This is a genomic window from Micromonospora sp. NPDC049139 (genome assembly GCF_055586845.1).
In genome coordinates, this window is record NZ_JBVJHK010000011.1 from 34,028 (window position 1) to 57,030 (window position 23,003).

Annotated in this window: 15 protein-coding genes; 3 read left to right on the forward strand and 12 right to left on the reverse strand. The window is 69.4% G+C overall.

Annotation, left to right across the window (positions count from 1 at the left end; all coding sequences use genetic code 11):
• Positions 1-99: 99 nt before the first annotated feature.
• Positions 100-468, forward strand: a complete 369-nt coding sequence (locus tag ACZ6Q9_RS19480) for a hypothetical protein (protein WP_396827194.1) — start codon at positions 100-102, stop codon at positions 466-468.
• A gap of 128 nt (positions 469-596) precedes the next feature.
• On the opposite strand, the gene ACZ6Q9_RS19485 is transcribed toward ACZ6Q9_RS19480, so the two are convergent.
• The gene (locus ACZ6Q9_RS19485) at positions 597-1,025 is read right to left on the reverse strand and encodes a hypothetical protein (protein WP_396827196.1); all 429 of its coding nucleotides are present in this window, start codon (positions 1,023-1,025) and stop codon (positions 597-599) included.
• A gap of 235 nt (positions 1,026-1,260) precedes the next feature.
• Between ACZ6Q9_RS19485 and mobF the strand changes: the two genes are divergently transcribed.
• On the forward strand, positions 1,261-5,529 hold the full coding sequence (gene mobF, locus ACZ6Q9_RS19490) for a MobF family relaxase (protein ID WP_396827197.1): 4,269 nt from the start codon (positions 1,261-1,263) through the stop codon (positions 5,527-5,529).
• A gap of 696 nt (positions 5,530-6,225) precedes the next feature.
• The gene (locus ACZ6Q9_RS19495) at positions 6,226-9,459 is read left to right on the forward strand and encodes a hypothetical protein (protein ID WP_396827199.1); all 3,234 of its coding nucleotides are present in this window, start codon (positions 6,226-6,228) and stop codon (positions 9,457-9,459) included.
• 325 nt (positions 9,460-9,784) lie between these two features.
• On the opposite strand, the gene ACZ6Q9_RS19500 is transcribed toward ACZ6Q9_RS19495, so the two are convergent.
• From ACZ6Q9_RS19500 to ACZ6Q9_RS19550, 11 genes are all read right to left on the reverse strand, one after another.
• A complete protein-coding gene (locus ACZ6Q9_RS19500) occupies positions 9,785-12,889 on the reverse strand; it encodes an NACHT domain-containing protein (RefSeq protein WP_396827201.1) in 3,105 nt (1,034 codons plus the stop codon).
• Positions 12,890-13,327: 438 nt separating this feature from the next.
• Entirely contained in the window at positions 13,328-14,647 is a 1,320-nt protein-coding gene (locus tag ACZ6Q9_RS19505; RefSeq protein ID WP_396827203.1) for an MFS transporter, read from the reverse strand.
• 91 nt (positions 14,648-14,738) lie between these two features.
• Positions 14,739-15,263, reverse strand: a complete 525-nt coding sequence (locus ACZ6Q9_RS19510) for a MarR family winged helix-turn-helix transcriptional regulator (RefSeq protein ID WP_396827205.1) — start codon at positions 15,261-15,263, stop codon at positions 14,739-14,741.
• A gap of 192 nt (positions 15,264-15,455) precedes the next feature.
• Complete coding sequence (locus tag ACZ6Q9_RS19515; protein ID WP_396827207.1) at positions 15,456-16,535, reverse strand: M23 family metallopeptidase; 1,080 nt, start codon at positions 16,533-16,535, stop codon at positions 15,456-15,458.
• A complete protein-coding gene (locus tag ACZ6Q9_RS19520; RefSeq protein ID WP_396827209.1) occupies positions 16,532-17,023 on the reverse strand; it encodes a hypothetical protein in 492 nt (163 codons plus the stop codon). Before ACZ6Q9_RS19520 ends, ACZ6Q9_RS19515 begins: the two co-directional genes overlap by 4 nt.
• Positions 17,020-17,259, reverse strand: a complete 240-nt coding sequence (locus tag ACZ6Q9_RS19525) for a hypothetical protein (protein WP_393270006.1) — start codon at positions 17,257-17,259, stop codon at positions 17,020-17,022. The genes ACZ6Q9_RS19520 and ACZ6Q9_RS19525 overlap by 4 nt, the downstream gene beginning before the upstream one ends.
• A complete protein-coding gene (locus ACZ6Q9_RS19530; protein ID WP_396827211.1) occupies positions 17,256-17,510 on the reverse strand; it encodes a hypothetical protein in 255 nt (84 codons plus the stop codon). The genes ACZ6Q9_RS19525 and ACZ6Q9_RS19530 overlap by 4 nt, the downstream gene beginning before the upstream one ends.
• Positions 17,507-18,109 (reverse strand): hypothetical protein, encoded by a 603-nt coding sequence (locus ACZ6Q9_RS19535; protein ID WP_396827213.1) that lies wholly within the window; start codon positions 18,107-18,109, stop codon positions 17,507-17,509. Before ACZ6Q9_RS19535 ends, ACZ6Q9_RS19530 begins: the two co-directional genes overlap by 4 nt.
• Entirely contained in the window at positions 18,109-19,959 is a 1,851-nt protein-coding gene (locus ACZ6Q9_RS19540) for a type IV secretory system conjugative DNA transfer family protein (RefSeq protein WP_396827215.1), read from the reverse strand. Before ACZ6Q9_RS19540 ends, ACZ6Q9_RS19535 begins: the two co-directional genes overlap by 1 nt.
• Complete coding sequence (locus ACZ6Q9_RS19545) at positions 19,959-21,530, reverse strand: hypothetical protein (RefSeq protein WP_396827217.1); 1,572 nt, start codon at positions 21,528-21,530, stop codon at positions 19,959-19,961. Before ACZ6Q9_RS19545 ends, ACZ6Q9_RS19540 begins: the two co-directional genes overlap by 1 nt.
• The gene (locus ACZ6Q9_RS19550; protein ID WP_396827219.1) at positions 21,527-22,996 is read right to left on the reverse strand and encodes an SCO6880 family protein; all 1,470 of its coding nucleotides are present in this window, start codon (positions 22,994-22,996) and stop codon (positions 21,527-21,529) included. Before ACZ6Q9_RS19550 ends, ACZ6Q9_RS19545 begins: the two co-directional genes overlap by 4 nt.
• Positions 22,997-23,003: the final 7 nt, after the last annotated feature.

Below are 23,003 nucleotides of genomic sequence, written 5' to 3' on the forward strand. Positions count from 1 at the left end.
AACGCCAACAGGAGGAGCCCTATGTCTGCCCTCACGGCACCCACGACATTGATCCCGGCGGCAACGCCCGCCGTTCGCCGCGCCGGTCAAATCCTGGCCATGCTTGAAGACGCCCGCCGCCGCATGGCCCACGTCATCAGCCACCTCGACTTGTGTGACCACCGGCCCGCGTGGCCAACTGAGCCGGTCTACGACCTGGCCACCGCCGTACAACTGCGCGCCGCAACCGTCGCACTAATCAAGTACGCCCGCCGGCACCACTGCGACGACTGCAACCCCGGACGAATGCGCGCCGCCCTGCGACTGGCCGCGATGCTGCTCGACCTCTGGCAGCACGGCAAGCACTACGTGCAGCGCCCCAACCTGTACCCGGTCACGCTCGCCCACAGCGCCCACCGGCTGCTCAGCGACTGCGCCGGATGGACCACCACCGGCGACCCCGGACGCCTGCTCGGCCAGCATCCCTGACCCCGCGCCCGCCCGGCCGCCCGCAGCGGCCGGGCGGCACACCCGGGACGTCGTCGGCGCGCATCGAGCACGCCGCCGCCGGCTGCCGCTCCCGACTCTCACCCCACGTCCCACAGCGCATCCGCAGGTCAGTCGCCGTCCACCAGGCCGGCGGCTGACTCGGCATCACCCATCACGCCCTCTCGCGACACGACCTCCAGCGCAGACGGCCGACCACGACGCCGCGGCATCACCGACCCCAACTGCGCGATGCGCTCGCGCACCGCCTTACCGTCCACCGTCCGCCGCAGCGCCCGGACTCTGCTCACGTCCACACCGGCCAGCTCAGCGGCCAATCCGTCGTCACGGAGGATCGTCGCGAGGACCGCCACCGACAGTTCGTGTGCCGTCGTTGCGTCCCGCACCTCCCCGTCTACCTTTGCCAGCAACTCGCGCCGCCGCTCGGCAGCATCCGCAAGCGCCGAGGCGGACTGCTCGACCGCCCGCACGGCACGCCGCTCGACCTCCTGCCGCGCCCGAAGCGCGCGGACCGCATCATTCCCCGTTCGACTCGCCATATCCCGACCGTAGCGGCTTTCCGATCCCCACCAACACATCCCGAGCCTGCCATCTTGCCTATTCGTTCGAGCCTGGCCGCAATTTCAGGAATCACCTCAGAGCCTCACCCAGACCAGCCGCACAGCGCCCTACCTGCAAAAATGCCCAACCCCACGATTCCTGCTCCCTTAAAGGCGACACACCCTCTTGCATTCTCCGCCACCCACCCTCTAGTTGATCTTCTAAGGTTTTCGCATGTTGTCCATCACGCGAATCTCGCCCGGCAGCGGATATCGCTATCTGATGGAGCAGGTCGCGGCCGGCCGGCACGACATGCGCGCCCCGACCATCGGGAACCCGGCCCCGTACTACCTGGACCCGACGGCGCGAGGTGAGAGCCCCGGTTGGTGGGCTGGCGACGGCGCCACGGTCCTCGGAGTGAGCGGCTGGGTCACCGAGACCCAGATGCGCCTCCTCGTCGGCCAGGGACGCCATCCCCTCGCCGGCTACCAGCTCGGGCAGCGATGGCGCACGTACGCGCCGCAGACCGACGCGTACCGGGCCGCAGCCGCGCAGCGAGCGCTGTCGCGCCTGCCCGACGACGCCACGGTCGAACAGCGGGACAAGGCGTGGTACGACGCGATGGCCGCCCCGGAGCGCCGCGCGGTGTCCGCGTTCGACGTCACCGTGTCTCCGGTCAAGTCTGTGTCGCTGCTGTGGGCCTTCGGCGACGACGACGTAAAACGCGACGTCATGGCCGCCCACCACGCCGGCGTTCGCGTCGTGCTCGACCATCTGCAACGGCACGGCGCCTATGCCCGCGCCGGCGCCGGAGGCGTCCGCCAACTCGACACCGCAGGCCTGGCGGCCATGGTCTTCGACCACCGCCTCAGCCGTGAACGTGACCCCCAACTTCACGCGCACATCGTGGTCTCCGCCAAAGTCCAAGCCCACAGCGCCGACGGCAAATGCCAGTGGCTCGCCCTCGACGGCCGGGCCCTCTACCGCGCCGCGATCGGCGCCCGCGTCGCCTACGAACGTGCGGTCGAAGCCGAGCTACGCCAGCGCCGCGGTATCACCTTCGCCCCACGCCCTGACACCGGCATCCGGGAGATCGTCGGCATCAGCGTCAACTCCCTGCGCCACTACGCCAGACGTCGCGCCGCCATCACCGAGGAGATCCACCGCGGCGCATCCCCGCTTCAACGGATGGCACCGCGACGGTGGCGCACTCGCGCCCAGGACGCCACCCTGCGCACCCGCCGCCCTCATAATGGCGCCGAGTCGACCCACGAGGCCGTGCGCCGTTGGCTCGCCGAGGACCGCAAAATGGGCCTCGACACACGAGGGCAGATTCAACGTATTCTCGCCGGTCACGCGCACGATGACACCGCCGCCATCGCGCTGCGGGTGCTGCGCCGGGCCCGCCGTCTCGCAGCCGACCCCGCCGCCCTGGACGAGGCCACGCTACGGGACGCCGCCGCCCAGCTTCGCGTCGCCCGCGCGCACCGCCCGCGCGTCATCGACGCCGCCGTTCGCGCCGACGACCGGTTGGCGGTCACCCGTGCCGTACACACGCTCAGCCGTCAGCGCACCGTCTTCGGCCGCGACCACCTCGAACTCGCCATCGGTCAGGTCCTCGACATCACACCCGGGCACTCGCCCGCCGCGGACTGGCAACGCGTGCAGCGCCTCGCCGCGCACGCCGTCACCAAAGGGGCTGCGGGCCTGCGCGTCCTGACTCCCCCAGCGCTCGTGCAGTGGGGACCGATCCTGCAACGTGCCAGCGACCTGCACAGCGAATACACCCGCCATCGGGATCTGCACCTGACCACCCACGCCGTCCTCGCTGCCGAGCACCAGGTCATCGCCTACGCCCGTCGACGCGGCGCGCGGCCCGCCCCCGCCGAGGTCATCAACGCCGCCGTCGACCGGTTGGACCTGTCCGGCGAGAAACCCGAGGTGCTGCGGTTCCTCATCGGCGACGACCGGCGCATCACCGGTGTCATCGGTCCCGCTGGCACCGGAAAAACGCACCTTCAGCGGGCCGTCGTCGCCGCAGCCCACACCGCAGGCATACCGGTGCTGGGCCTCACCGTCGGCCAGGCCGCCGCCAACCTGCTCGCTGACGCCACCCGCCAACCCGACGGGACCACTCTGCGCACCGAGAACGTCGCGCGGTGGCTGCACGCCCAACATCGGCCCCCGCCCGGCACCCGAGCCCGCCACTGGACGTTCGCACCAGGGCAATGGGTCATCATCGACGAGGCATCCCAGGTCTCCAGCCACGATCTGGCCCGCATCACCGCTCAGCTCGACCATGTACGCGGCAAGCTCATCCTCGTCGGCGACCCCAATCAGACATCCGCCGTAGGACCCGGCGGGCTGCTCCGCTACCTCGCCACCCTCGGCGTCACCACTTCCCTGTCGCACGTGCATCGCTTCACCCACGCCTGGGAAGGCCCCGCCTCACTGCGGCTCCGCCACGGCGACCCCACCGTCCTAGCCGAGTACGACCGGCGCGGGCGCCTCGTCGGCGGGCACCGCCGCCACCTCGTCGACCAGATGCTCACCCGGTGGCTCGCCGACATCACCGCCGGCCGCCGCAGCATGATGCTCGTCGACACCACCAAAGAGGCCAGCGACATCGCCCACCGCGCACGCAGCTTGCTCATCACCACGGGCCACGTGCAGCCCGGCCGCGCCGTACGCCTGCGGGACGGCAACCTGGCCAGCGTGGGCGACATTATCGTCACCCGCCGCAACGACCGGCGCATCGCTGCCGGCCCCGACTACGTCACCAACCGCGACCAGTGGCGCATCAACGCCATCACCCGCGACGGGCAACTCCACATCACCAACATCACCACCGGAACAGACGCCGTCCTGCCCGCCGCCTACACCGCCCAGCACACCCACCTCGCGTACGCGCAAACCGTCGACTCGGTCCAAGGACAGACCGTCCACACCGCCCGCGCGCTCATCGACGACAACACCTCCCTCGCCCGCGTCTACGTCATGCTCACCCGCGGCCGAGCGCTCAACGAGGCGTACGTCGTCACTGACGACGACCCCCGCGAAGGCACCCCACCGGCGCCGCCCACCGCCCGCGTCGCCGTTCTCGCCGACGTCATGCGCCGCGGCGGACCCGAGCGCTCCGCCACCGAAACCGAACAGCAGCTCTGGGCCGACGCCGACGCCCTACACACCTGGACGCCCATCTACGACGACCTCACCGCCCGCGCCCGCATCCCCGAACACCTCGCCATCGTCCGCCAACTCAGCGGCCCCGCCCTCGCCGACCGGCTCGCCCACGACCTCGCCCTACCAGCGCTCATCAACCGACTCACCACTTACGCCGCCGCCGGACACGAACCCCGCGACGTCCTCCGCCGCGTCATCCGAGTACGCGAACTCGACACCGCAGACGACATCGCCGCCGTCCTCAGCTGGCGCATCGACCGCCTCATGCAACGAGCCACCGCCGACCCCGCCGTCGCCGAACGCACAGAACACTGGCGCACCCACACCGACCGCCTCCCGGCCGACCTCACCGGCGACATCGGTGACGCGCTTCGCCAGGTCGCCGCCATCTGCGACCGCCGCGCCGAAGCACTCGCGCACCTCGCCGCACAGACCCGGCCCGCCTGGAGCCTCGCCCTCGGCGACATCCCCACCGACGACTTCGGCCGCCAACAATGGCTCACCCGCGCCGAGGTCGTCGCCGCCTACCGCGACACCTACCAACTCACCGGCCAGCACCCCATCGGACCCGAACCCCGCACCAGCGACATCACCCGCTGGAACGCTTGGCACCGCGCTCGCCTTGTTCTCGGCGCCGCCACCCTCGCCGGCAAGCTCGCCACCGCACCCGACGTCGAACTCGCCCGCCTCATCACCGCGCAACGCGAGGCCGACGGCACCGCCCCTGCCTACGTCGCCGACGAGCTACGCACCACCTACAGCGCCCTCACCGAGACCGAACACCACCGCCGCGACCTCCTCCAGTTGCTCGTCACCGCCGACGCCATGCACCGCCACACGGCGCTGCGCGCGCAACGGTTGCAACCCCGGTGGTGGCACCGCGGCCCCTCACGTATCCGGCGCCTCACCGCGCAACGCGACCTGCACACCCACGCTGCCGCAGCGGCTGACCAGGTCAGCAGCCTTCAGCAGAAGCTGGCCAGCCTCGACCACCAGATCGCCGAGCACACCCGACGCGCCACGGTCCTCGACGCCCAGCACGCGGAATGGAAACGCTGGTACGACAGCGCACTACCGGCGCGCTACGCCGGCCTCGCCGCCGCCGCCGAACAGGCCCGCCGCGCCGCCAACCGAAACGCGGGCCTCGCAGAGGCCGTCGCCGCCACCATCGCCCGCGTCCACGCGGTGAACGACACCCGCCCCACGCCCCACACAACACCCATCCCCGAGCACCTGCGCCAGCACGCCCACGACGCGCACCAGCACATCACCATGCCTGCCGACATCAGCGAGGCGGAGATCGACTGGGTCGGCGCCTAACGCCAGCCGAGTGTCCTCGCCGCAGTCCAGGGCAAGGGCTGTGACCGTGCCGGAGGGGCCGTGCCCGCGACTGCCGAGGGCGCCGCCAAACGGGTCACGGCCGCTACGGTTGCCGCCCCCTGGGACGGGCCGAGGGAGAATCGAGGGCATGACAACCGCAAGCCCTCGGCGAACGCGGCCGTGTCGCGTCGCGCGCGCCCAGCTCTACGTCGAGGAGGAGCTGGGTGCGCCGTTCCGAGAGCAGCCGGTCGAGGCTAGAGGAGCACGACTTGGCCATCGCGCTGAGTCCCGCGATCCCGCTACCGGCAATCCGCGACACGCTGACACCGCGTGGCCGTTCTGAATTGGCCGAGGCGCTGTACGCCGAGCGCCACGGGGGCCTGCGCACCCCGCCGACCCGCTGGTGCTCGCCGAGTGGCGCGGTCGGCTCGTGTCCGGCGGCCACACTGCCCGGAGACCTCCCGGTCTTCTTCCATGACTGCGGGCTACGGCTGCCAACCCAGTTCAAGCTCGAATGTCACTTGGATCACCCGAGTGGACCTGGCGGACCTGACTCTCGCGGTGCTGGAGCATCTTGCCGAGCAGAAGCTCGTGACGTAAGCCTGACGCGAGGCTCTGGCTTCCCCAGACGTAGTCTCTGATCCGTAGCCGGCTCCCGCAGGGGAGGCTGGACGAGAAGTCAAGGAAGTGCCCCTTATGCCGGCGGACGACGACAAGCAGCTCGATCAGGTGCCATTCGAGCCGCAGGAGCAGGAGATTCACCGCCTGCTCGGTCTGATGGGCGGCGCGCCAGCTGCACAGTACGCCGACGCTATCCGCATCCTTCGCGGGACCCCGCCGTTGCAGACCCGCTCTCACTTGCTCGGTCACATGGCTCGCGAGATCGAATCGGCACTGCGTGAGTTGCTCGGCGCGCTCATCCCGTTCGAGAAATGGGCCGAGCTGGATGCGCAGAAGCCGCCGGGGCGGAGAGACCCAGAAGCCGCGCTGGTCATCGACGCGATCTGTTCGGCGCTTGGTTTCAATGAGGCCGATCCAGTCCGAGAGCTCTGGAGGAAGTCGGGCAAGTGGCATGATGTCGCTCATCGTGGCGCCCTGCTAGCTCCTCGCCCAGCCGACGATGCACTGGTCGAGAGGTGGCTGCAACTTGAAGCGCTGCTGAAGGTGGTCCTACGCAGCTACGAGGCGGTATTCGTACGTGCGTTGCCCGTGATCGATGAGTTGGCCGCCGCCGACCCGGTCACCAATGACCATGTATCGCGCCTCCTCAACCGAGTCCCGAACAGCACGCCGGCGTTAGGCCGTTTCTTCGACCGGGCCACACCGGCCTGGTTCCCGAAACTCCGTAAGAAGGGATACTTCCGCTCACCGCCGCCGCTGCAGGCCAACAAGGACGGCTACGTCGTCTACCAGCCGTGGCCTCCAGGGCGGTACCTGGCCCGGATCGCGCGGGATCCGAACCTCGCGCAAGACGTGGTTGACGTCGTCCTTGCCCTGGACACCGATAACCCTGAAGCCGCCGAGACCGTGGCCGATGTCGCGCTTGCGGTACCCGCCGAACTGGCCCGCCCACTTGCCGTCAAGATCGCGCAGCTGCTCGCATCGCCGGCCCAATGGGGACTGCCCTCGAAAGCAGTGGAGTTGCTGCCGGTATTCGTTGCCGACGGCCAGCAAGATCACGCCGCCGCTGTCTTGGCGGCTCTACTGCCCGCGCCCGCCCGGCGGGGCTCGCGCGGCGGATATCTTCCGCCCGATGTTGTCCCAGAGCTCTTTCCCGGGATGGGTGTGCCTGGGGTTGCCGCGATCGCGAGCAGGCTCGCCGAGAAGGCGGCAGACGCCCGAGACGATTTGACTCATTCGCGGTTGTGGTGGCCGGACATCGCTTCGTCAAAGGTACTGGGTGCCCGCGACCATTTGGTGGCCATGCTGCGAGACGCCGCAGCCTCCGTTGCGGCTCAGACCGGACCAGCCCCCGTCGTTTGCGTGCTCGAGGCATACCCGGATGGCATCTTCCGCCGCCTAGCCCTGCACGTGCTTCTACTCGTGCCAGACCCGATGCTCGTCGCCGCGCGGCTCACCGACGCCGCGGCCTTTCATGACAGGGAAAGCTTCGTCGAGTACGGTGCGCTGCTACGAGCACACTTCGCCGAACTTCTACCCGGAGACCAGGAGCGCATCCTGCGTCTAGTCGATCAAGGGCCAGCGAACACCGAGGATCCAGATGCTGTAGAGCGCTGGAGGACGCGACAACTTGCTCGATTCGGGGATGCCCTGCCAGAGCGGTACCGGACCGAACGGGCCGCACTCATCGACAAGCTCGGTGAACCAGACATAGCCAACAGGGGTGTGGTGTTCACCTCGCGGTCGGACGTGCTCGCGCTATCCAGCGCGCCTCTCGCGGCCCTGGATCCCATGACCGACGACAATCTCATCACCTACCTAGCCAACTGGGTGCCGACCGGCAAGTGGGAAGATCCGGATGCCAGCGAGCTACGGCAGCAGATCACCGCGGCCGCAGGGCGAGACCCTGGCCGCTTCGCCGCCCTCGCCCCACGATTCGTCGATCTTGATCCCACGTACGCCCGCGGCCTACTCGCCGGGCTTCGCCAGGCAATCAACACCGCGCAAGGAAGTGACGCCAGCATCGCGTCGATCCTCGAGTGGCCACAGGTCCTAGCCTTCGGCGCGTCCGCCATGTCCCAGCCGCGCGTGCTACCAGGCCGCCCCGAACACGGTGACGGGGAACGTGACTCCGGCTGGGCTTGGACTCGGCAAGAACTCGCCGAGCTGCTCGCCGTCGGCGTGCGCCACGACATCCCGACACACCTGCTCGACCAGGCCTTCGAACTGATTGCACGGCTTCTCGAAGACCCCGATCCGACTGTCCGCGACGACGCCGGACCCGACAGCAGCTCACCTTTCAGCACCGCCATTAACAGCGTCCGGGGCAATGCCCTCCTCGCCCTGCTGCAATACGCCATCCGCCGACACGACCCGGCGATACCCACGTTCGACCCTGCCATCAGCCGACTGCTTGACAGGCACCTCGACACCACGATCGACCCGAGCCCCGCGATCCGCAGCCTCTACGGCGAAAAGATCCGCCTACTCGCCAGCCTGGACGAGAATTGGACTCGCCAGCGTATCTCACGGATATTTCCGCACACCACCGATCCGGGCGTCGCCTCCGCAGCCTGGAACGCCTACCTGCAATTCTCATGGCCGTCCCCGCCGACAGCTCAGCTCCTTGCTCCGATGTACGAACAACACCTCACCACCGTCACCGAGTCATCAGAAGTGGACAGCCACGCGGACGGCCCGCGAGAGGATCAGCCCGAGGACCGGCTCATACAGCATCTCGCGATTCTCTACCAACACGGCGCCATCTCACTGGACTCCGAATCGTTCGCATGCTTCCTCGACCACGCTCCACTGCGCCTGCGAGCACGACTCATCGAAGTCATCGGCGAACAACTGCACGGATCCGACCGTCTCGACCAAGCCGAAGTCGAGCGGCTCAGAGTCCTCTGGACGAGACAGTTCGACGCTGCCCGTCAACCCGGCGGCGAGTTGGCCCAGCTCGCAGGCTTCGGCCAATGGTTCAGCTCCGGAGCACTCCCCGACGACTGGGCGTTGACGCAACTGAACGACGCGCTCGCCGCCGGAGCGACCCTCACGCCCTGCTACGACATCGCCGAACGGCTCGCAGCGCTTCGGCGAGAGCCGCTGCATGATGTCGTCATGGCCATGGCGGCGATAATCGACTCTCCCGATGAACCCTGGTTCATCACCGGCTCCAGGGACGACATCGCGGCAGTGCTCCGCGACGGCCTACGGTCACCTGATCCCCGCACTCAACGGCTCGCGAGCGAAACCATCAGCAGGCTAGTCGCCCGCGGCTATACAAACTTTACCGACCTCTGGCTATGAACTCGAGGTAACCCTCGGGCAACTTTGGAAAGACCGCGGCAGGGACCGGCCTGGCTGCCGTCCGGTCAGCGGGGCGGGCGGGCGGGGCGAGGTAGAGCGCCGCTCCAGAGTGTGGTGGCGTAAAGCAGCGCACCGTTTCGCGCCCGCCATTCGGGCGAGACCTTGATTCCGGGTTCTCGCACATCGTGTCCGAGGTGCGTGCCGACGACGGCGGCAGGCTGGTGTTGCCGCTCCTGGGGGCTGGGGGCGGGGTATGGCTCCCGCCGTAGGTCCGCCGATCGCCAGGAACGTGGTTGCAGCTTCGCTGTGGACAAGGTCGCCCGATCTATCTGGGTTGGTCCACGCCACGGCTCCGCACCGAAGTAGCGATACGACTGCGGAGGGCCTCGTCGGTTATGTCAGACAAGAGCTTTCGAGCCAGGTTAGCAATCCATCCCGAGGATGCCTGCAACGCGTCGATGAGGGCCTCCAGCTCCTTCGCACCCAGCCGGTTGGCGTCTAACGGAGTGAGTTCGGCAGGCAGCGGCACTGTCAAGAGCACCCAAAGATCCTTCTGATTCAGGTCGCGCTCGCGTTCGGCAATTGCGCGCCGCGCCTGCCCCGCGATTTCAGCCGCATCCAGCCCGGCGGCAGCGGCGACCGCACCAACCCAACCTTGTAGGCGGTCGGCGCTGTCGACAGTGATCGCATCTGTATAGCCACCTATCGTTACGTGGTCGGCGCCGAGTGCAGCGATCAGGATGCCGAGACTACTGTAACGCCAGGTCGCCATGGTGGGCTTGACAGGTTTCGTCGATAGCGCGGCGACCGCCTCGAGTAGGGGCCGTTCCCAGCCAGCCCGTTCAATAGGCTCGAACAAAGTGGCGAAGGAAGCCATGGTCCGTTCAAGACCCAGCGATACTCCGTGTCGTTTTAGAGTTCCTGCTGCCTCTTCATACTCGCGGATGTCCACCCAGCCGCTAATCTCGCGAATCTCGTTCCTTAGGTCATTGCCGAGGAGGTCCAGGTGTGGCGCTGCAGCGAGAGCGGCGTCAACGTAACCGGTGAGCAATAGCGGGTGATCCTGGAATTCGAAGGCGCCGTGGGCGTTTTTGAGCAGGGGTGGTCTTTCCGGGCGAGGGAGTCGCAGCATGGCACGTACTTGATCAGCCTCCGCCACCGTCAGCGCGCGCCCATCATTGTCGGCATCCGCAAGTGCAACTACGCCTGCGGCGACTGTCCTTCGTTCCTCCTCTAAGGCCAAACCCCCGATGAGTTCCGCGCGACGGGGGCGCAACCTCCCGGGAACCCGCAACCAGGCAAGGGCCAGTACGAACTTCCAGTAACGTCCGTCGCGGTCGGCCTGCTCTCGCCGCTGGGACGGGTTCGAGCCGTGGTCTTTCTCCTGTGCGTCAACCGTCATGGCTTCTTGTGCAGCCCGCGCGAGGCGCTCCATCAACAGGATTGTCTGGTCGTCTTGAATGGCCGCACCAGCTCGGGATGCCGCAGCGGCGATTAGTGCGGACCCCTCGTCCGTGAGGTCGCGCACCAGCGTGAACATCACACGCGGCTCGAGATCCGCGGCGAGCATCAGGGCTTCCCGCTGATCATCGGCCGGCACCGCCATCCTGACCCAGGAGGCGATCTGAGAATCGTCTAGTTGGCGAGCCCTCATGGCCATTCCGATTTCGGTGAAGACCCGGCTGCGCGACGCCACCCCCCTGTCGGTCGCGACGAAAACACCAATGCGGTCGTCCCAGAAACGTGCGATTTCCCGAGCGGTCTCCGTTGCAGCGCCTAGTGATAGTTCCCACCGCTCACGCAGCACCTCGATAACTGCGGCGTTGCGTTCGGCGTCGGAGACGGTGCCGTTCGATATTGCGAGCAGATGCGCGATCGCGGCGTACGCTGCGAGTAGTTGATCGGAAGTGGGCTGCACCTCGACTAAGTCGTGGGCATGGTCACGTCGCCGCTCCCAGCGAGAAACGCTGAGTTCGACGGCCTGCTTCAGCAGCAGGGCCCGACTAGCCGGCAGCTTCGCATCGCCGGTTTCCGCGACAACGAGTGCAAGCAGGGTTGCGAGCAAGGGCACATCGCCGAGGTCCCGGTGGCGGTGCCGTGTCTGCTCTAGCCATGTCCGGCGCAGCTCTGTCCAATTCTCCCGAGCCGCTTCGTCGATTCTGACGTCGGCGACGTGACATAGAAGCCGGTCGAGCACGTCGTTCAAGTCAGCTGGCGTGATGAGCGTGGCTGCCGGCAGGTTGACGAGTCGAGCCTGCTTCTGAGCACAGAATCTCGTCGTCAAGAGGACTCCAGTATGCGTCGGCAGGGCGTCGATCACCGCTCGAAGTCCCTGCGCGACTGTGCCGGTCCTTGAGCCACACTCATCCAGACCGTCAAGTATCAAGGCGGCGCGACCCTCACTGCACTCGCGCTCCAGTGCCCGGCACAGGGCGTCACGTTGAGCCCCCTCCGCACTTGCGGAAGCGATCTCACAAAAGACGCTCAAGGTGACATCCGATGGCCGGCGGCATCGCTCAGCCACTGATAGAAGCGGGACGACCACCGGTGTCGGCGCATCCTCGTCGGCCGCCCAGCAGGCGGCGATCTGATTCACGGCCGTGGTCTTGCCCATGCCTGGCAGACCGATGAGGGACATGCGCGTCCACCGCCGTGCCACATGCAGCAGCTTCTCCGTAACAGGACGATCGCTGCGTGCAGGCACGGTAACTCGGAGGCCGTCCGCGAGTCCTTCCACAACGAACGGAGGCAGGTCGTCGGCGAGCAGTGTGAGATCGATCAAGCCTGCCGATGCGCACAGCCGGGCCCGATACTCAGCAAGAGCGATGCGCTGAGCATGTAGTGCTGCCCCGAGGGGTCCTCGCAGATCGGCGAAGATCGGTACTCCGGCGTCGTCGATGGCATTGAGCCAGTCTTCGGCTCCACATACATACGCTTTGCCGGCGTCGATGTGCATCAGTGAACTGAGAGCCCTAAAGGCTTTGGCCCCGTCGCCATGTCTGACCAGGCTTCCCTCCATCGACGCTACCGCGAGCTCGTATTCGGGATCACCGGGCTCGACGGCCTCAATCTTCAAAACGTGAGCCGCATCCAGGATCTTGGCACGCATCTGCTCATCCACGCCGCTCAGCCGGCTGGTCAGCGCTTCCAGCGCAGCCTTCTCGCTGGCGGGAAACACGGGCACGCCATCTCTGCGCCGCTTCAGCGCCTTGCCCAAGTCCCTGACGATCCCCACCGGCTCAGCGACAGCGAGGCCGAGCAGCAGCGGCCTGGTTAACTTCTCGGCCTGGCTTACCCACTGCTCGATTGTCTTGCGCAGATGGCGGTCGTCTCCGCATCGCCTCTTCGCGGAGATGTCCATGCGGGATCCGTCGCTGAAGATGCAGGCCAGGTCGTCAGTCTCGGCGCCGGTCTCAAACTCCAGCCGCACCGGATACGGCCCTAGGTCGGCGCCCGTAACGTGTACCGTGGGCTTCTGCAGGAGGCCACAACACGCGAGGTACGCTGCGACTGCAGCACGGTGGTTTGCGCCGCCGTCGTTGCCGGCGCCCCCGTGTAGACCCTCCATCACGACCGCCATATTCTCCCGAGCGACGGTCCAGCGTACCTCCCGGCTTTACCGGCGACTCCGAACGATGCCCGGCTCGGACGCTAGCCCGATGCCACGCAGCGGACGGGCGGCTCGCCGCCGAGAAGGCGATACTGCCGGTCAGACCCGTCTGCTTATCGGCTAGATCCGAGCACTGGCAGGCGTCGTCCGGCGAGTACAGTCCTCCCAGCCCCGTAGACAAATCGCGTTTGAAGACCCGAATTCAGTCAGGCGTAGGGTCAGACCGGGCCGAGAGGCCTCTCTCGTACATCCTCACTCTCAGGAGTGCAGTCGCCAGGCCGCTGCGGCAGCTGCAGCGGGCAGCAGTGCGATGAGGGCCAGCGCGGCGGCTGGTCCCCATGGCTGCCACAGTGCGGCGCAGAGTGCAGCGCCGCCACCACCGCCTACGAAGGTGGCCAGGGTGAGCAGTCCGATCGCGCCGCCACGGCAAGGTGGCGGGGCGTGTTTGGTGGCTTCTGCCGTGAGCAGCATCTGCGCGATCGCCGAGGCGGCGAATGCGGCCGTGGCGGCTGCCGTGACGCCGATCGGACCGGGGTCGATGGCGGCGTAGCACAGTGTGGCCGCGAACAGCAGGCTCGCTGCCGACAGAACGTACCGTGGAGGCAGGCGGCGGGCGGCGGCTGCGGCGCCTCGGGCCAGCGCGGCACCGACGGCGGCACCGGGAAGCAAGAGCAGCCCGATGTGCGTGGTGCTGTAGCCGAGCTTCGTCAGCAGGTGGGGTGCCGCGTAGAGGATGGCGAACAGGCCGGCGTAGACGCCCGCGCCGGTGAGCGCCGCGCGCCGAAACCATGCGGCCGACAGGACGCCGCCGAGGACGAACCCGCCGGGGTGGCGTCGGCTGCGGATGGCGAGGATGAGCGCGGTGGCTGCGGTGGCGGCAGTCGTCGCCGTAATGGTGACCGCGCTCCTGTGTTGGGCCGCGGTTTGGGCGGTCAGGAGGAGCCCGGCGGCGACGGCCGCGAGCAGTGCCGCTCCGGGCCAGTCCAACGGCTCCCGGTGCCGGCGTGGGGTGGTCAGGGGCCAGCAGAGCGGGATTGCGGCGATGGACAGCACGGGAAGGGCGAGTGCCACCCGCCACGACCAGGCCACCGCCACTGCTCCCGCCAGCGGCGCGGTGGCACTGAATGCGGCTAGGCAGACGCCGAACCGGGCCAATGCCGCCGGGCGTTGCGATGCCGGCAAGTGGGCAGCTGTCGCGAGCGCGATGGCTTGGACCGCGCCGGAGCCCACCGCCAGCAGGATGCGGCCAGTGACGACGGCGGGCAGGTTGGGGGCGACGGCGCAGGTCAGCGCTCCGGCGCTAAGCAGCGTGACGGCGATCAGGAGGACTGGGCGGCTGCCCCACAGATCGGTGATGCGTCCGGCGGTGACCGCACCGACGCCGATGCCCACGGCGTACGCGGTGAGGATCCACGCGAGCGCTGGGCCGCTGGCGTGGAGATGCTGGGCTGCGTCCGGGAGCGCGACGGCGGCGGCGCTGACGCCGTAGACAGCGGGCCCGTAGAGGACGCCCAGCCGCCAACCGGGTCCGGGTGCGTTGGGCACGTCGCTACGGGGAACGGCCTCCTCGGCCAGCATGGTCGTCCGCCGTGTCATCGGACCCCGCCTTCGCCGCTGTCCCACGGGCACGGACGCCGCCGAGAGAGGCGCGGCGATCGGATGTTGCCGGTCACCGGGCACCCTCCCGACCTTGGGTGGCGTCATCCGGGCGGGATCGGGTGGCCACCACGCGCAACACGTGGGCGATGTTGTCTCTTGGTGGCATCCCCGGCCCAGCGAAAAGCTCCGCCTGCCGCGCGTGCACGAGGCGCTGCAGCTCCCGTGCAAGGTCCAGGCCGGCCTGGGTGGGCCGCACGACTACGCGCCTGCGGTCACGCTCGTGTAGCTGGCGGCGCACAAGGTCCCGATCGACAAGCACGCTGAGCGTGTTGGTGAGGGTGGCCTTGGCGATGCCCACCTCCACGGCGATGACGCGGGGCTCGACCACTCGGCGGGCGCAGATGAGCACCAGTACGTCGTAGCTGGTCCAGGTCATGCCCGCCTCCCGCAACACCGTGCGTTCGAGATGTGCGCGGACGGTGTTCGCGGTGCGGCAGAGCTGCGCCACTGCGTCCGGGCGCGGCGGCGGGACCGGTCGAGAGTTGACGGGTGGGCGGTAGACCCCTGCGATCTGCCGCCGGGTGGAGGCGCTCATCGTGGCCTCCGCAGGTGTCGCGGTCGGCGCAGGGTGTGCCGGTTGCGATGTTGGCCCTTGCTGCCGGCGCGGTCGACCGGTGGCGGCGGTTCAGGTGTGGGCAGGTATGGATGCTGGTTCTGGTCGATGCGCATGTTTCACCTCCGTGATGTGTGCGCGGTCGGATGTCGTGTCGTGGTGCGAGGTCGGGCCTCACCTGCTTTCGTCGAGCGGGGCGCCGCGTTCGCGCATGAACGGCACCGGATCGGTGGAGTTGGCGTTGCTGAGGTCGCAGCGCGATCCGTCGCAGACCGCTTGGTGGGTTTCGAAGTGCAGATGCGGGCCGGAGGAATGGCCGCTGGTGCCGACCAGTCCGATCGGCTGGCCCGCCTGAACGGTGTCGCCGACGCGCACGTCGGGGCGGCGGACCATGTGGCAGTACCGTGTGCCGTAGCCGCCGGCGTGCACCAGGTCCACGTACCAGCCGCATCCTCGGGTGCTCGGGCTGCCGTCGATGTCGCAGTTGCCGGTGCCGGGGTCGCAGCCGGACCACACCACCTCGCCTGCGCTGGCCGCTCGGATGACCGTGTTGCGGGGAACGCTAAGGTCCACGCCGGCGTGTAGCCGTCCGGCGCGCGGCCCGTAGCCACTACCAACAGCCGCCTGCACAGGCACGGTCCACCCCGATGCGGCCACGTTTGGAGCGCTGCCGCAAGCGGCGAGGCTGGCACCGGGCAGGTCGCTGATCGTGGCGACGCCGGTCACGGCCACTACGACCTGCTCGGCGTCCTGCTCGTACTCGCCGTACCTGTCGGGAAACGCCGAGACCTGGACCCGTTGCGCGGCGACGGTCAGTGGCAGCTGCTGCCAGTCGGGGATGCGCAGCAGCTTGTCGTAGAACTTCCCGGCGGCGTAGACCGGGTCGAGGATCTGCGCCGGGGTGCCCCATCCTTGGCTGGGTCGCTGCTGGAACAGGCCAACGGAGTCGCGGTCGCCGCCGCGCAGGTTCCGCAGGCTGGACTCGACCATCGCCGTGGCCACCGCGATGACCCAGCCTCGGGCCGGTATCCCCCGCTGCTGGCCGACGGTGACGATCGTGGCCGCGTTGGTGACCTGCTCGCTGTTCCACCGGCCGATCCCGCCGTGCGTGCCCGCGCTGCTCGTGGCCTGGGCAGCAGCGGGAGCGCAGGCTGCGGCCGGCGCTTCGGTGATCACCGACGCCAGCGGCAGACCACACACCAGGAGTAGCGCAGCCACCACAGCGACGCCGACACCGGCCCGCTGCCCGTTCATCGCCGGGTGTCCCTCGGCATGCTGAGGGTGGCGACCAGCCACCGCGTGCCGTTGCGTACACACACCACCCGCAGCACGCCCGCGTCCGTGCCGACGTCGACCTCCGTTCGGTCTGGGGTGGCGGTGACGACGCGGCCGGGTGCGGTGATCCGGGTGGCGGGCACGTTGGCCGGGTCGACGGTGTCGAGCAGGTCCGCGTAGGCGGGCACGGCGTAGGGGCGTACCTCGGCGCGCCACCGGGCGGCCGGCATGTGTGGGCGGGCCCACCGGGCGGCGAACTTTGTCGCCTTGGCCACGGCTGCGGGGTCCGCGGCGGTGGAGGGGGTGGGCTGGACACCGTCCGGGTCCGGGAGCAGGCCGGTCACCGCTGGTGCAGCCGGAGTGCTGGTGTCTGGTGCGGCGGGAGCCCGGGTGGTGGGGCTGCTGCAGCCGGCGACCAGGAACACGGCGAGCGCCAAACTTGTTCCTGCGCTTCTGGTGTGGGTCATGTCGGCTCCGCAGGCTCGTGGGCCGGCGCGTCTTGGGCCAGCGGGGTGCCGAGTGCGGCGTTGACGCGCTGCCCGAGTAGACGCAGCTGGTGGTGGACGTCGACCAGCGCCGCGCGTCGCTGGGCGGTGGGATGCCGGGTCGCCGTGTCGATGAGGGCTACGACGTCGACGCGTAGTTGGGTGAGCATGTTGCTGATGGCGGTGAGTGGTGCATCGAAGGAGTCGCTGGTGCTCACTCGTCGACGTCGCGGGTGTAGTCGCCGTCGAGGTGCCCGTCGCTGGCCCAGTCCAGCTCCGTGTCCCGTCGTGTCTGCTCGTCGATGTCTGTCCACTGCTGCCTCTCTTCGTCGTCGCGCCCGGTGTCGCGTGCCTCGTGGATGCCGGCGATGAAGTCATCGAGGGTGTCGATCCCGGTGCGCAGGCCTGCCAGCGCGGCCTCGAACCGTTGCCAGTCCCAGACGCTGGTGACCTCGGCTGGGTGTGTCATCTGCTGCCCCCTGTTTCCTCGGCCGCCACCGCAGGCGCCGACCGTGTGCGGATGTCCTCGCTGACCGCCCGCTCGGCGATGTCAGGCCAGGGCTGCTCCCAGACGGTGTCCGGGCTGCGGGGGGTGTGCTGCCCGTGCCGGCATCGGTTGGTGTCCCAGTGCTGCCACCGGGTCCGTGCGCGGTGCAGCGCCTCGTGCCACCGCAGCGGCGCGTCGGGGTCCGCCTTGGCGGAGTAGGCGTGATGCCACGACACCGCCAGGGCGGTCAACTCCTCCACTAGGGCCGGGTGGGCTGGCCAGCACGTGCCGAGGTCCTGTGCCAGCCCGTACCGGTCGGACAGCCAGTGGGTCCAAGTGATCAGCCACGCCCACAGCTCGCGGGCGTCCTCGCGGTGAAGGTCCCGCCAGCAATGCCGATCCGGCACGAACGCGGTGGAGGCGTCCAGGGCGTCGACGCGGTCGGACAGTGCCACGTGTGCCTCGGCGAGCTGTTCCACCGCGCCGCGCAGGGTGTCGATCAGCACGGCCAGCTCGGCGGTGGCGCGCTCCTGCGGCGACACCTGTTCCGGGATGTCGAACAGGAAGGTGCGGTCCGGCATCAGCCTGCTCCCGACAGTCGGGCGGTGAAGGCTTCCTGCGCCGTGTGGAAGCGGTCGGCGTCCGGGCGTTCCCACCAGGCCGGTTGCACCACTTCGACCGGCGGCATGTTGCCCAGTAGCACCAGGGCGTGCCCGGTCGGCAGGGTGCGCAGTTCCGCCAAGTCGACCAGGTGTTCCCGGCGGGTGTTCTCCTGCACGCTGGCGCGGCCGCCGCCCCAGGACGCCGCCGAGGACAGCTCCTGCACCTGGCCGAGCAGGGCTTGGGCGTCCTTGAGCGCGGTGACGTCCTGGGTGCCGCCCATGACGAAGCGGGCGTTCGCGCCGTCGCGCAGGGCCTGGCCGCCGTCGCGACCCCACCGCTCCTCGAGTTGGTGGGTGTTCTGGCAGGCGATTGACAGGGCGATGCCGGCGCCGCCGCCCTCGGATGCCAGCGCGGGCAGCGATGGCAGCGGTGCGATGTTGGTGATCTCGTCGCCGATCAGGTACAGGCAGGGCTCGACCCGGCCGCCGGGTGCGAGGAACGACCGTTGCAGGGTGCGGTAGATGATGTCCTCAGCGATGGCGGCGAACAGCGGCGCGATCAGCGCCTGCCCGCTGCGGGTGCCGACCAGGTAGAGGGTGCCGGATTCGTCGAGCCACTGCTCGGGGTGGAACTGCTGCCCGCGCGGCGGTGAGCAGGCGTGCAGGATCCGGGGGTTGCTGAACGCGTCGAGCGCGCCGAACACCACCGACTGGATGGCGTCGCGGCTGCGGCCGGTGGTCTCGCGGTGGAATGCCAGCCGGTCGGCCCACACCGTCTGCCCGTGGTGGCGCAAAATCCGCTCGGCGCGCGGGTCGGCGGGGTTGGCCGCCCAGCTCGCCACGTCGGTCATCGTCGCGCGCTCGTCCAAAGCGGCGGCGTGCAGCAGTCCACGGATGATAGACGCCGCCTGGTCCTGAAAGTATTGGCCGTTGTCGACATTGCCCTTGAGGCCGGCGCCCGCGGCGAAGCCCTTGGCGCGCAGCGCCGCGATGTCCGGGTCCTCCGCGCCGTCGATCGGTGACCACCGCAGCCGAGGGACCCTGGGTACCTGGCCCTGCGGTTCGAAGATCCACGTCGGGCCGATCTGCGCGCGCAGGTCGTAGGTGACGGATGCGACGTCGAGGCGGGTGGAGGTGGAGATGACCGCGCCGCGAGCGTCGGCGACCCTCGGGATGATGTAGCGGCTTGTCTTGTTGGCGAACCGCGCCGCGCCGGCCAGGAGTTCGGTGTACTCGTTGGCGAGGTACAGCGGCTCGCCTGTCAGCACGTGCCGGCCGAGCAGCCTGGCCACCTCCAGCGGGTCAGCCCGCCGCCGTTCCTTCAAAGCGCTGGTCTGGGGCGGGTCGGTGTCGCGGATGGCCAGGCCCGGCCGCAGCACGTCGACACGGCGCAGCACCGCCTCGGCGGTCACCACCCGGTCGAGGTCCCGGCGGCCGGCGAACCCGCGCCGCCGTGCCCAGCGGCGCGCGACCCGCACCGTCGGCGCGCCGACTCCGACGAGGGATGCGCTGAACATGACGACCCACAGCCCATACAGCAGCGGGACAGGCGGCAGATCGTCACGGGCGGCGGCAGGCCATGCCCGCGTCGGATCGCCCGGCTCAGCGATGAACCGGACGGTGACGCCTGGAACGTCGGCGGGCGTGGTGTCCGGCCAAGTGGCATGGGTGAGCAACCCACCCACCTGCCCGGCCAGCCACAGGGTGACCGTCCCCGCCGACACCAGCAGGACCGCGATGCCGGCCAGGGTCAGCCGGGCGAGGACGTCGGCGCGGGCCACTCCACGGCGGGGCAGCCGGTGCCCAGGGGACATCAGTGAGCCAGCCATCACCGCACCTGTCCTGCCTCGGCCAACTCCCCCTTCGGCGCGGCCGCTTCCTCGGGGTCCTGCCGCATCCGACTGTCGGTGTCGACCATCGCGCGTTCGATCGCCGACAGCTGGTGCTTCACGACGTAGGAGCGCAGCCCCACCTTCCACAGCCCGACGCCGCGGCGCAGGTGCAGCAGCAGGTTGGTCTCCACGTCCGTGGTGCCCAGAAACTCCCGTGCCGCGTCCAGGGAGCCGGGCGCCTGCCGGTAGGACACCCGCACACCGGTGTCCTCGATGAGCCCTCGGGCGATGCGGACCTGCTCGGAGTCAGCGCCGCCGCTAGCGGCCAGGTCCGAGAACCGGTGGAACGCGAGAATGTTGGCCGTACCCAGCGCGCGGGCGAGCTTGAGTTGCTCCCGCATCCGCCGCATCAGCCCCAGGTGGCGGCTCACCAGCGCGAACTCGTCATACAGGCAGACCCGGGTCGGCGCGTTCGGGCGGGTCAGCTCCGCCTCCAGCCAGGACTGCGCGCAGGTCATCGCCATCGCCGTCATCTGGTCCGACGCGCGGACCGCCCTCAGGTCGAGGATCGCGCCCGGCTGGTCGAAGTCGATCGACAGCGTCGACGCGTCCGGTGCGTCGAAGATCCCGCCGAGCGCGCCGGTGATCAGCCGTTCCAGGGCCAGCCGGACGCGGCGGCTGTCGGCGGTGAACTGGTCGACGTCGTAGTGCACCCCGGCCAGCCGGTGCGCCCACCGCGGCGGATCGCCCATTGCCGCGAGCACCCGGGACAGGGTCGGGGTGTCCATCCGGTCCGGGCTAGTGCCGTCGTCGGCGCGGGTAACTGCGTCGAGGGCATATTCGATCAAGGACCGTTCCGCCTCGCTAAGCGGGCCACCGAGCTGGATTTCCAACAAGCCTTCCAGCAGCAGTAACCTGCGTGCCCGCTGGATCTGCAACCACTCCGCTTCCCCCTGATCGGGCAGGCGGCGGATGCCGGCCAGGGGGTTCATCACCACCCCGGAGCCGGGGCCGACCCGCACCGGCTGGATGCCGGCTGCGTCGGCGAGGGTGTCGTACTCGCCCTTGACGTCGACGATGTAGAACCGCACCCCGAACGGCACACCCCGGAACGCGATGGTCTTGAGCAGCGACGACTTCGCCGACCCTATCTCCCCGGTGACCACCATGTTGGGGACGCTGAGCACGCCCGCCCGATACAGCTCGTGCACAGAGAACACGAAGCCGGCGCGGGAGTACACCTCCTGCCCGATCAGCGGCCCGTCCACACCCAGGCCTGGGTCGGCGACGAACGGGTACACGCTGCACAGCTGCGCGCTGGTGGTGACCAGCGGCGGCAGCCGCAACCGCCAGAACACCCGACCCGCGGCCCGTCCAAAGGCCCCCCGCCCGTCCACGGAGGGCGGGCCCAGCAGCTGCCCGGTCAGCCGCCGCAGCGCCCGCTGCTCCCGTGCGAGGTCCGCCTGCGCCGCCGCGAGGTCGCGCCGGGCGGCGGAATCAGCAAGGCGCTGCGACCACGACCCTTCCCGGCGTACCCGGGGCGTCGCGTTCCTGCGTGTGCGGGTCATGCGAACCAACCCCGCATCGGCTTGAGACCGCGCGCCAGGGGCAGCGCGCCGGCTACGAATGCTTGGTCCTGCTCGCCGTAGAGCACCACCGCCTGGCAGCCGCACCGGCCCAGCACCCTCCTGACGGCGCGCACGTCGTGGCGTAGTTGTTCCGGGCTGTCGGCGGTGACGGTGACCAGCACCGCGTACCGGTAGCGGACGTGCCCGGCGGCCTGCTCCCGGTCGATCTGCTCGACCGCGCGGGCCTCCTCGTCCTCCCGTGCGGTGCGGACCAGCCGCATCCGCCGCTTGGTCACCTCGTCACCGGCGCGGGCGACCTTGTCCCGCCGTGTCGCCAGTTGCGCCAACTGCGCCGGCACCGGCTCGGCCACCATCGTCACCGCGCGCCGTCCGACGGTACGGGTGAACAGCGGCGTCAGCCACGTCATCGGCACCGGCTGGCGCGGCATCTCGTACACCCACAGCGTTTGCGAGGAGCCGGAGTCGTGCCGGTACGACGACCAGCCCACCGTCTCTGCCGCGACCGGCCCCGCCGTGTGCGGCGCCACCTCCGCCTCGGTGTCCTCCGGGTCGAACTGGCTACGCAGCACCGCCGCGTACTGCCGGGGCGTCAACCAGCCGCTGGTATCGATTCCGGCTTCGCGTACCGCCGCCTGCACGCCGGTGAGCTTGTCCAGCACGACCGTGGCGATGGCCGCGTCCGTGCCGCCCGCGTCCGCGATCTCCGCCGACAGTTTCCGCACGTCGAACACCACGGTCAGGAACACGTCGTGGCGCTGCGTTCCCGGCCCGGCCGCTGCGGTCAGCTCCGCCAGCGACCGGTACGCCGCCGTGCTCGTGTCGACCGCCCGCTGCGCGAGGTACCGCTGCGCCCGGTTGCTGAGGTCCGGCACCGCACGCGCCGTCAACGACCAGCGCGCCAGGCCGCTGTCGGCGTACTCGGTGCCGAGCAGGTTCAGCACGTCCGCCCACGAGGTGAGCCGCTGATGCTGCACCGACGTGTCCGCCAAGACGAGGTTGCTGCCCGCGCACGCCAGCGCCGCGGTCACCGTGCCCTCCCGCCGGTGGTGCAGCAGCCCCACCTCGGTCAACCCGTCCGCAGCCACGGCCGGCAGCCACTGATAGCCCGCCGCCGGGCCCGGCAGGTGCAGATGCGCGGTTCCTGGGTTCGCCGCCCACACCGCACCGCGGTAGCGGTCCTGCCTGGCCGCCCGCTGCGCTAGCGCCCCCGCGACGATCGGCGTCCACTCGGTGACCCGCCGACCCCGGATCCGCAGCAACCCCACGGTGATCAGCAGCACCGCCGCCAGCAGCAGGCACCCGGCCGCGGCCTGCCGGCCCACCGCCAGCAGGTTCGCGGCGATGACCAGGCAGATCACCCCTGCCACCGCCGTGCCGATCTGCCCCCAGCTGAAGCCCAGCATCGACCCGCGGGTGGACCGCGGTGGGAAGTGGAACTGGGTCATGTCCTCC

Coding starts and splice junctions, on each gene's coding strand:
- ACZ6Q9_RS19480 (WP_396827194.1), top strand. CDS start 100: ATGCTTGAAGACGCCCGCCGCCGCATGGCCCACGTCATCAGCCACCTC.
- ACZ6Q9_RS19485 (WP_396827196.1), bottom strand. CDS start 1,025: ATGGCGAGTCGAACGGGGAATGATGCGGTCCGCGCGCTTCGGGCGCGG.
- mobF (WP_396827197.1), top strand. CDS start 1,261: ATGTTGTCCATCACGCGAATCTCGCCCGGCAGCGGATATCGCTATCTG.
- ACZ6Q9_RS19495 (WP_396827199.1), top strand. CDS start 6,226: ATGCCGGCGGACGACGACAAGCAGCTCGATCAGGTGCCATTCGAGCCG.
- ACZ6Q9_RS19505 (WP_396827203.1), bottom strand. CDS start 14,647: ATGCTGGCCGAGGAGGCCGTTCCCCGTAGCGACGTGCCCAACGCACCC.
- ACZ6Q9_RS19510 (WP_396827205.1), bottom strand. CDS start 15,263: ATGAGCGCCTCCACCCGGCGGCAGATCGCAGGGGTCTACCGCCCACCC.
- ACZ6Q9_RS19515 (WP_396827207.1), bottom strand. CDS start 16,535: ATGAACGGGCAGCGGGCCGGTGTCGGCGTCGCTGTGGTGGCTGCGCTA.
- ACZ6Q9_RS19520 (WP_396827209.1), bottom strand. CDS start 17,023: ATGACCCACACCAGAAGCGCAGGAACAAGTTTGGCGCTCGCCGTGTTC.
- ACZ6Q9_RS19530 (WP_396827211.1), bottom strand. CDS start 17,510: ATGACACACCCAGCCGAGGTCACCAGCGTCTGGGACTGGCAACGGTTC.
- ACZ6Q9_RS19535 (WP_396827213.1), bottom strand. CDS start 18,109: ATGCCGGACCGCACCTTCCTGTTCGACATCCCGGAACAGGTGTCGCCG.
- ACZ6Q9_RS19540 (WP_396827215.1), bottom strand. CDS start 19,959: ATGGCTGGCTCACTGATGTCCCCTGGGCACCGGCTGCCCCGCCGTGGA.
- ACZ6Q9_RS19545 (WP_396827217.1), bottom strand. CDS start 21,530: ATGACCCGCACACGCAGGAACGCGACGCCCCGGGTACGCCGGGAAGGG.
- ACZ6Q9_RS19550 (WP_396827219.1), bottom strand. CDS start 22,996: ATGACCCAGTTCCACTTCCCACCGCGGTCCACCCGCGGGTCGATGCTG.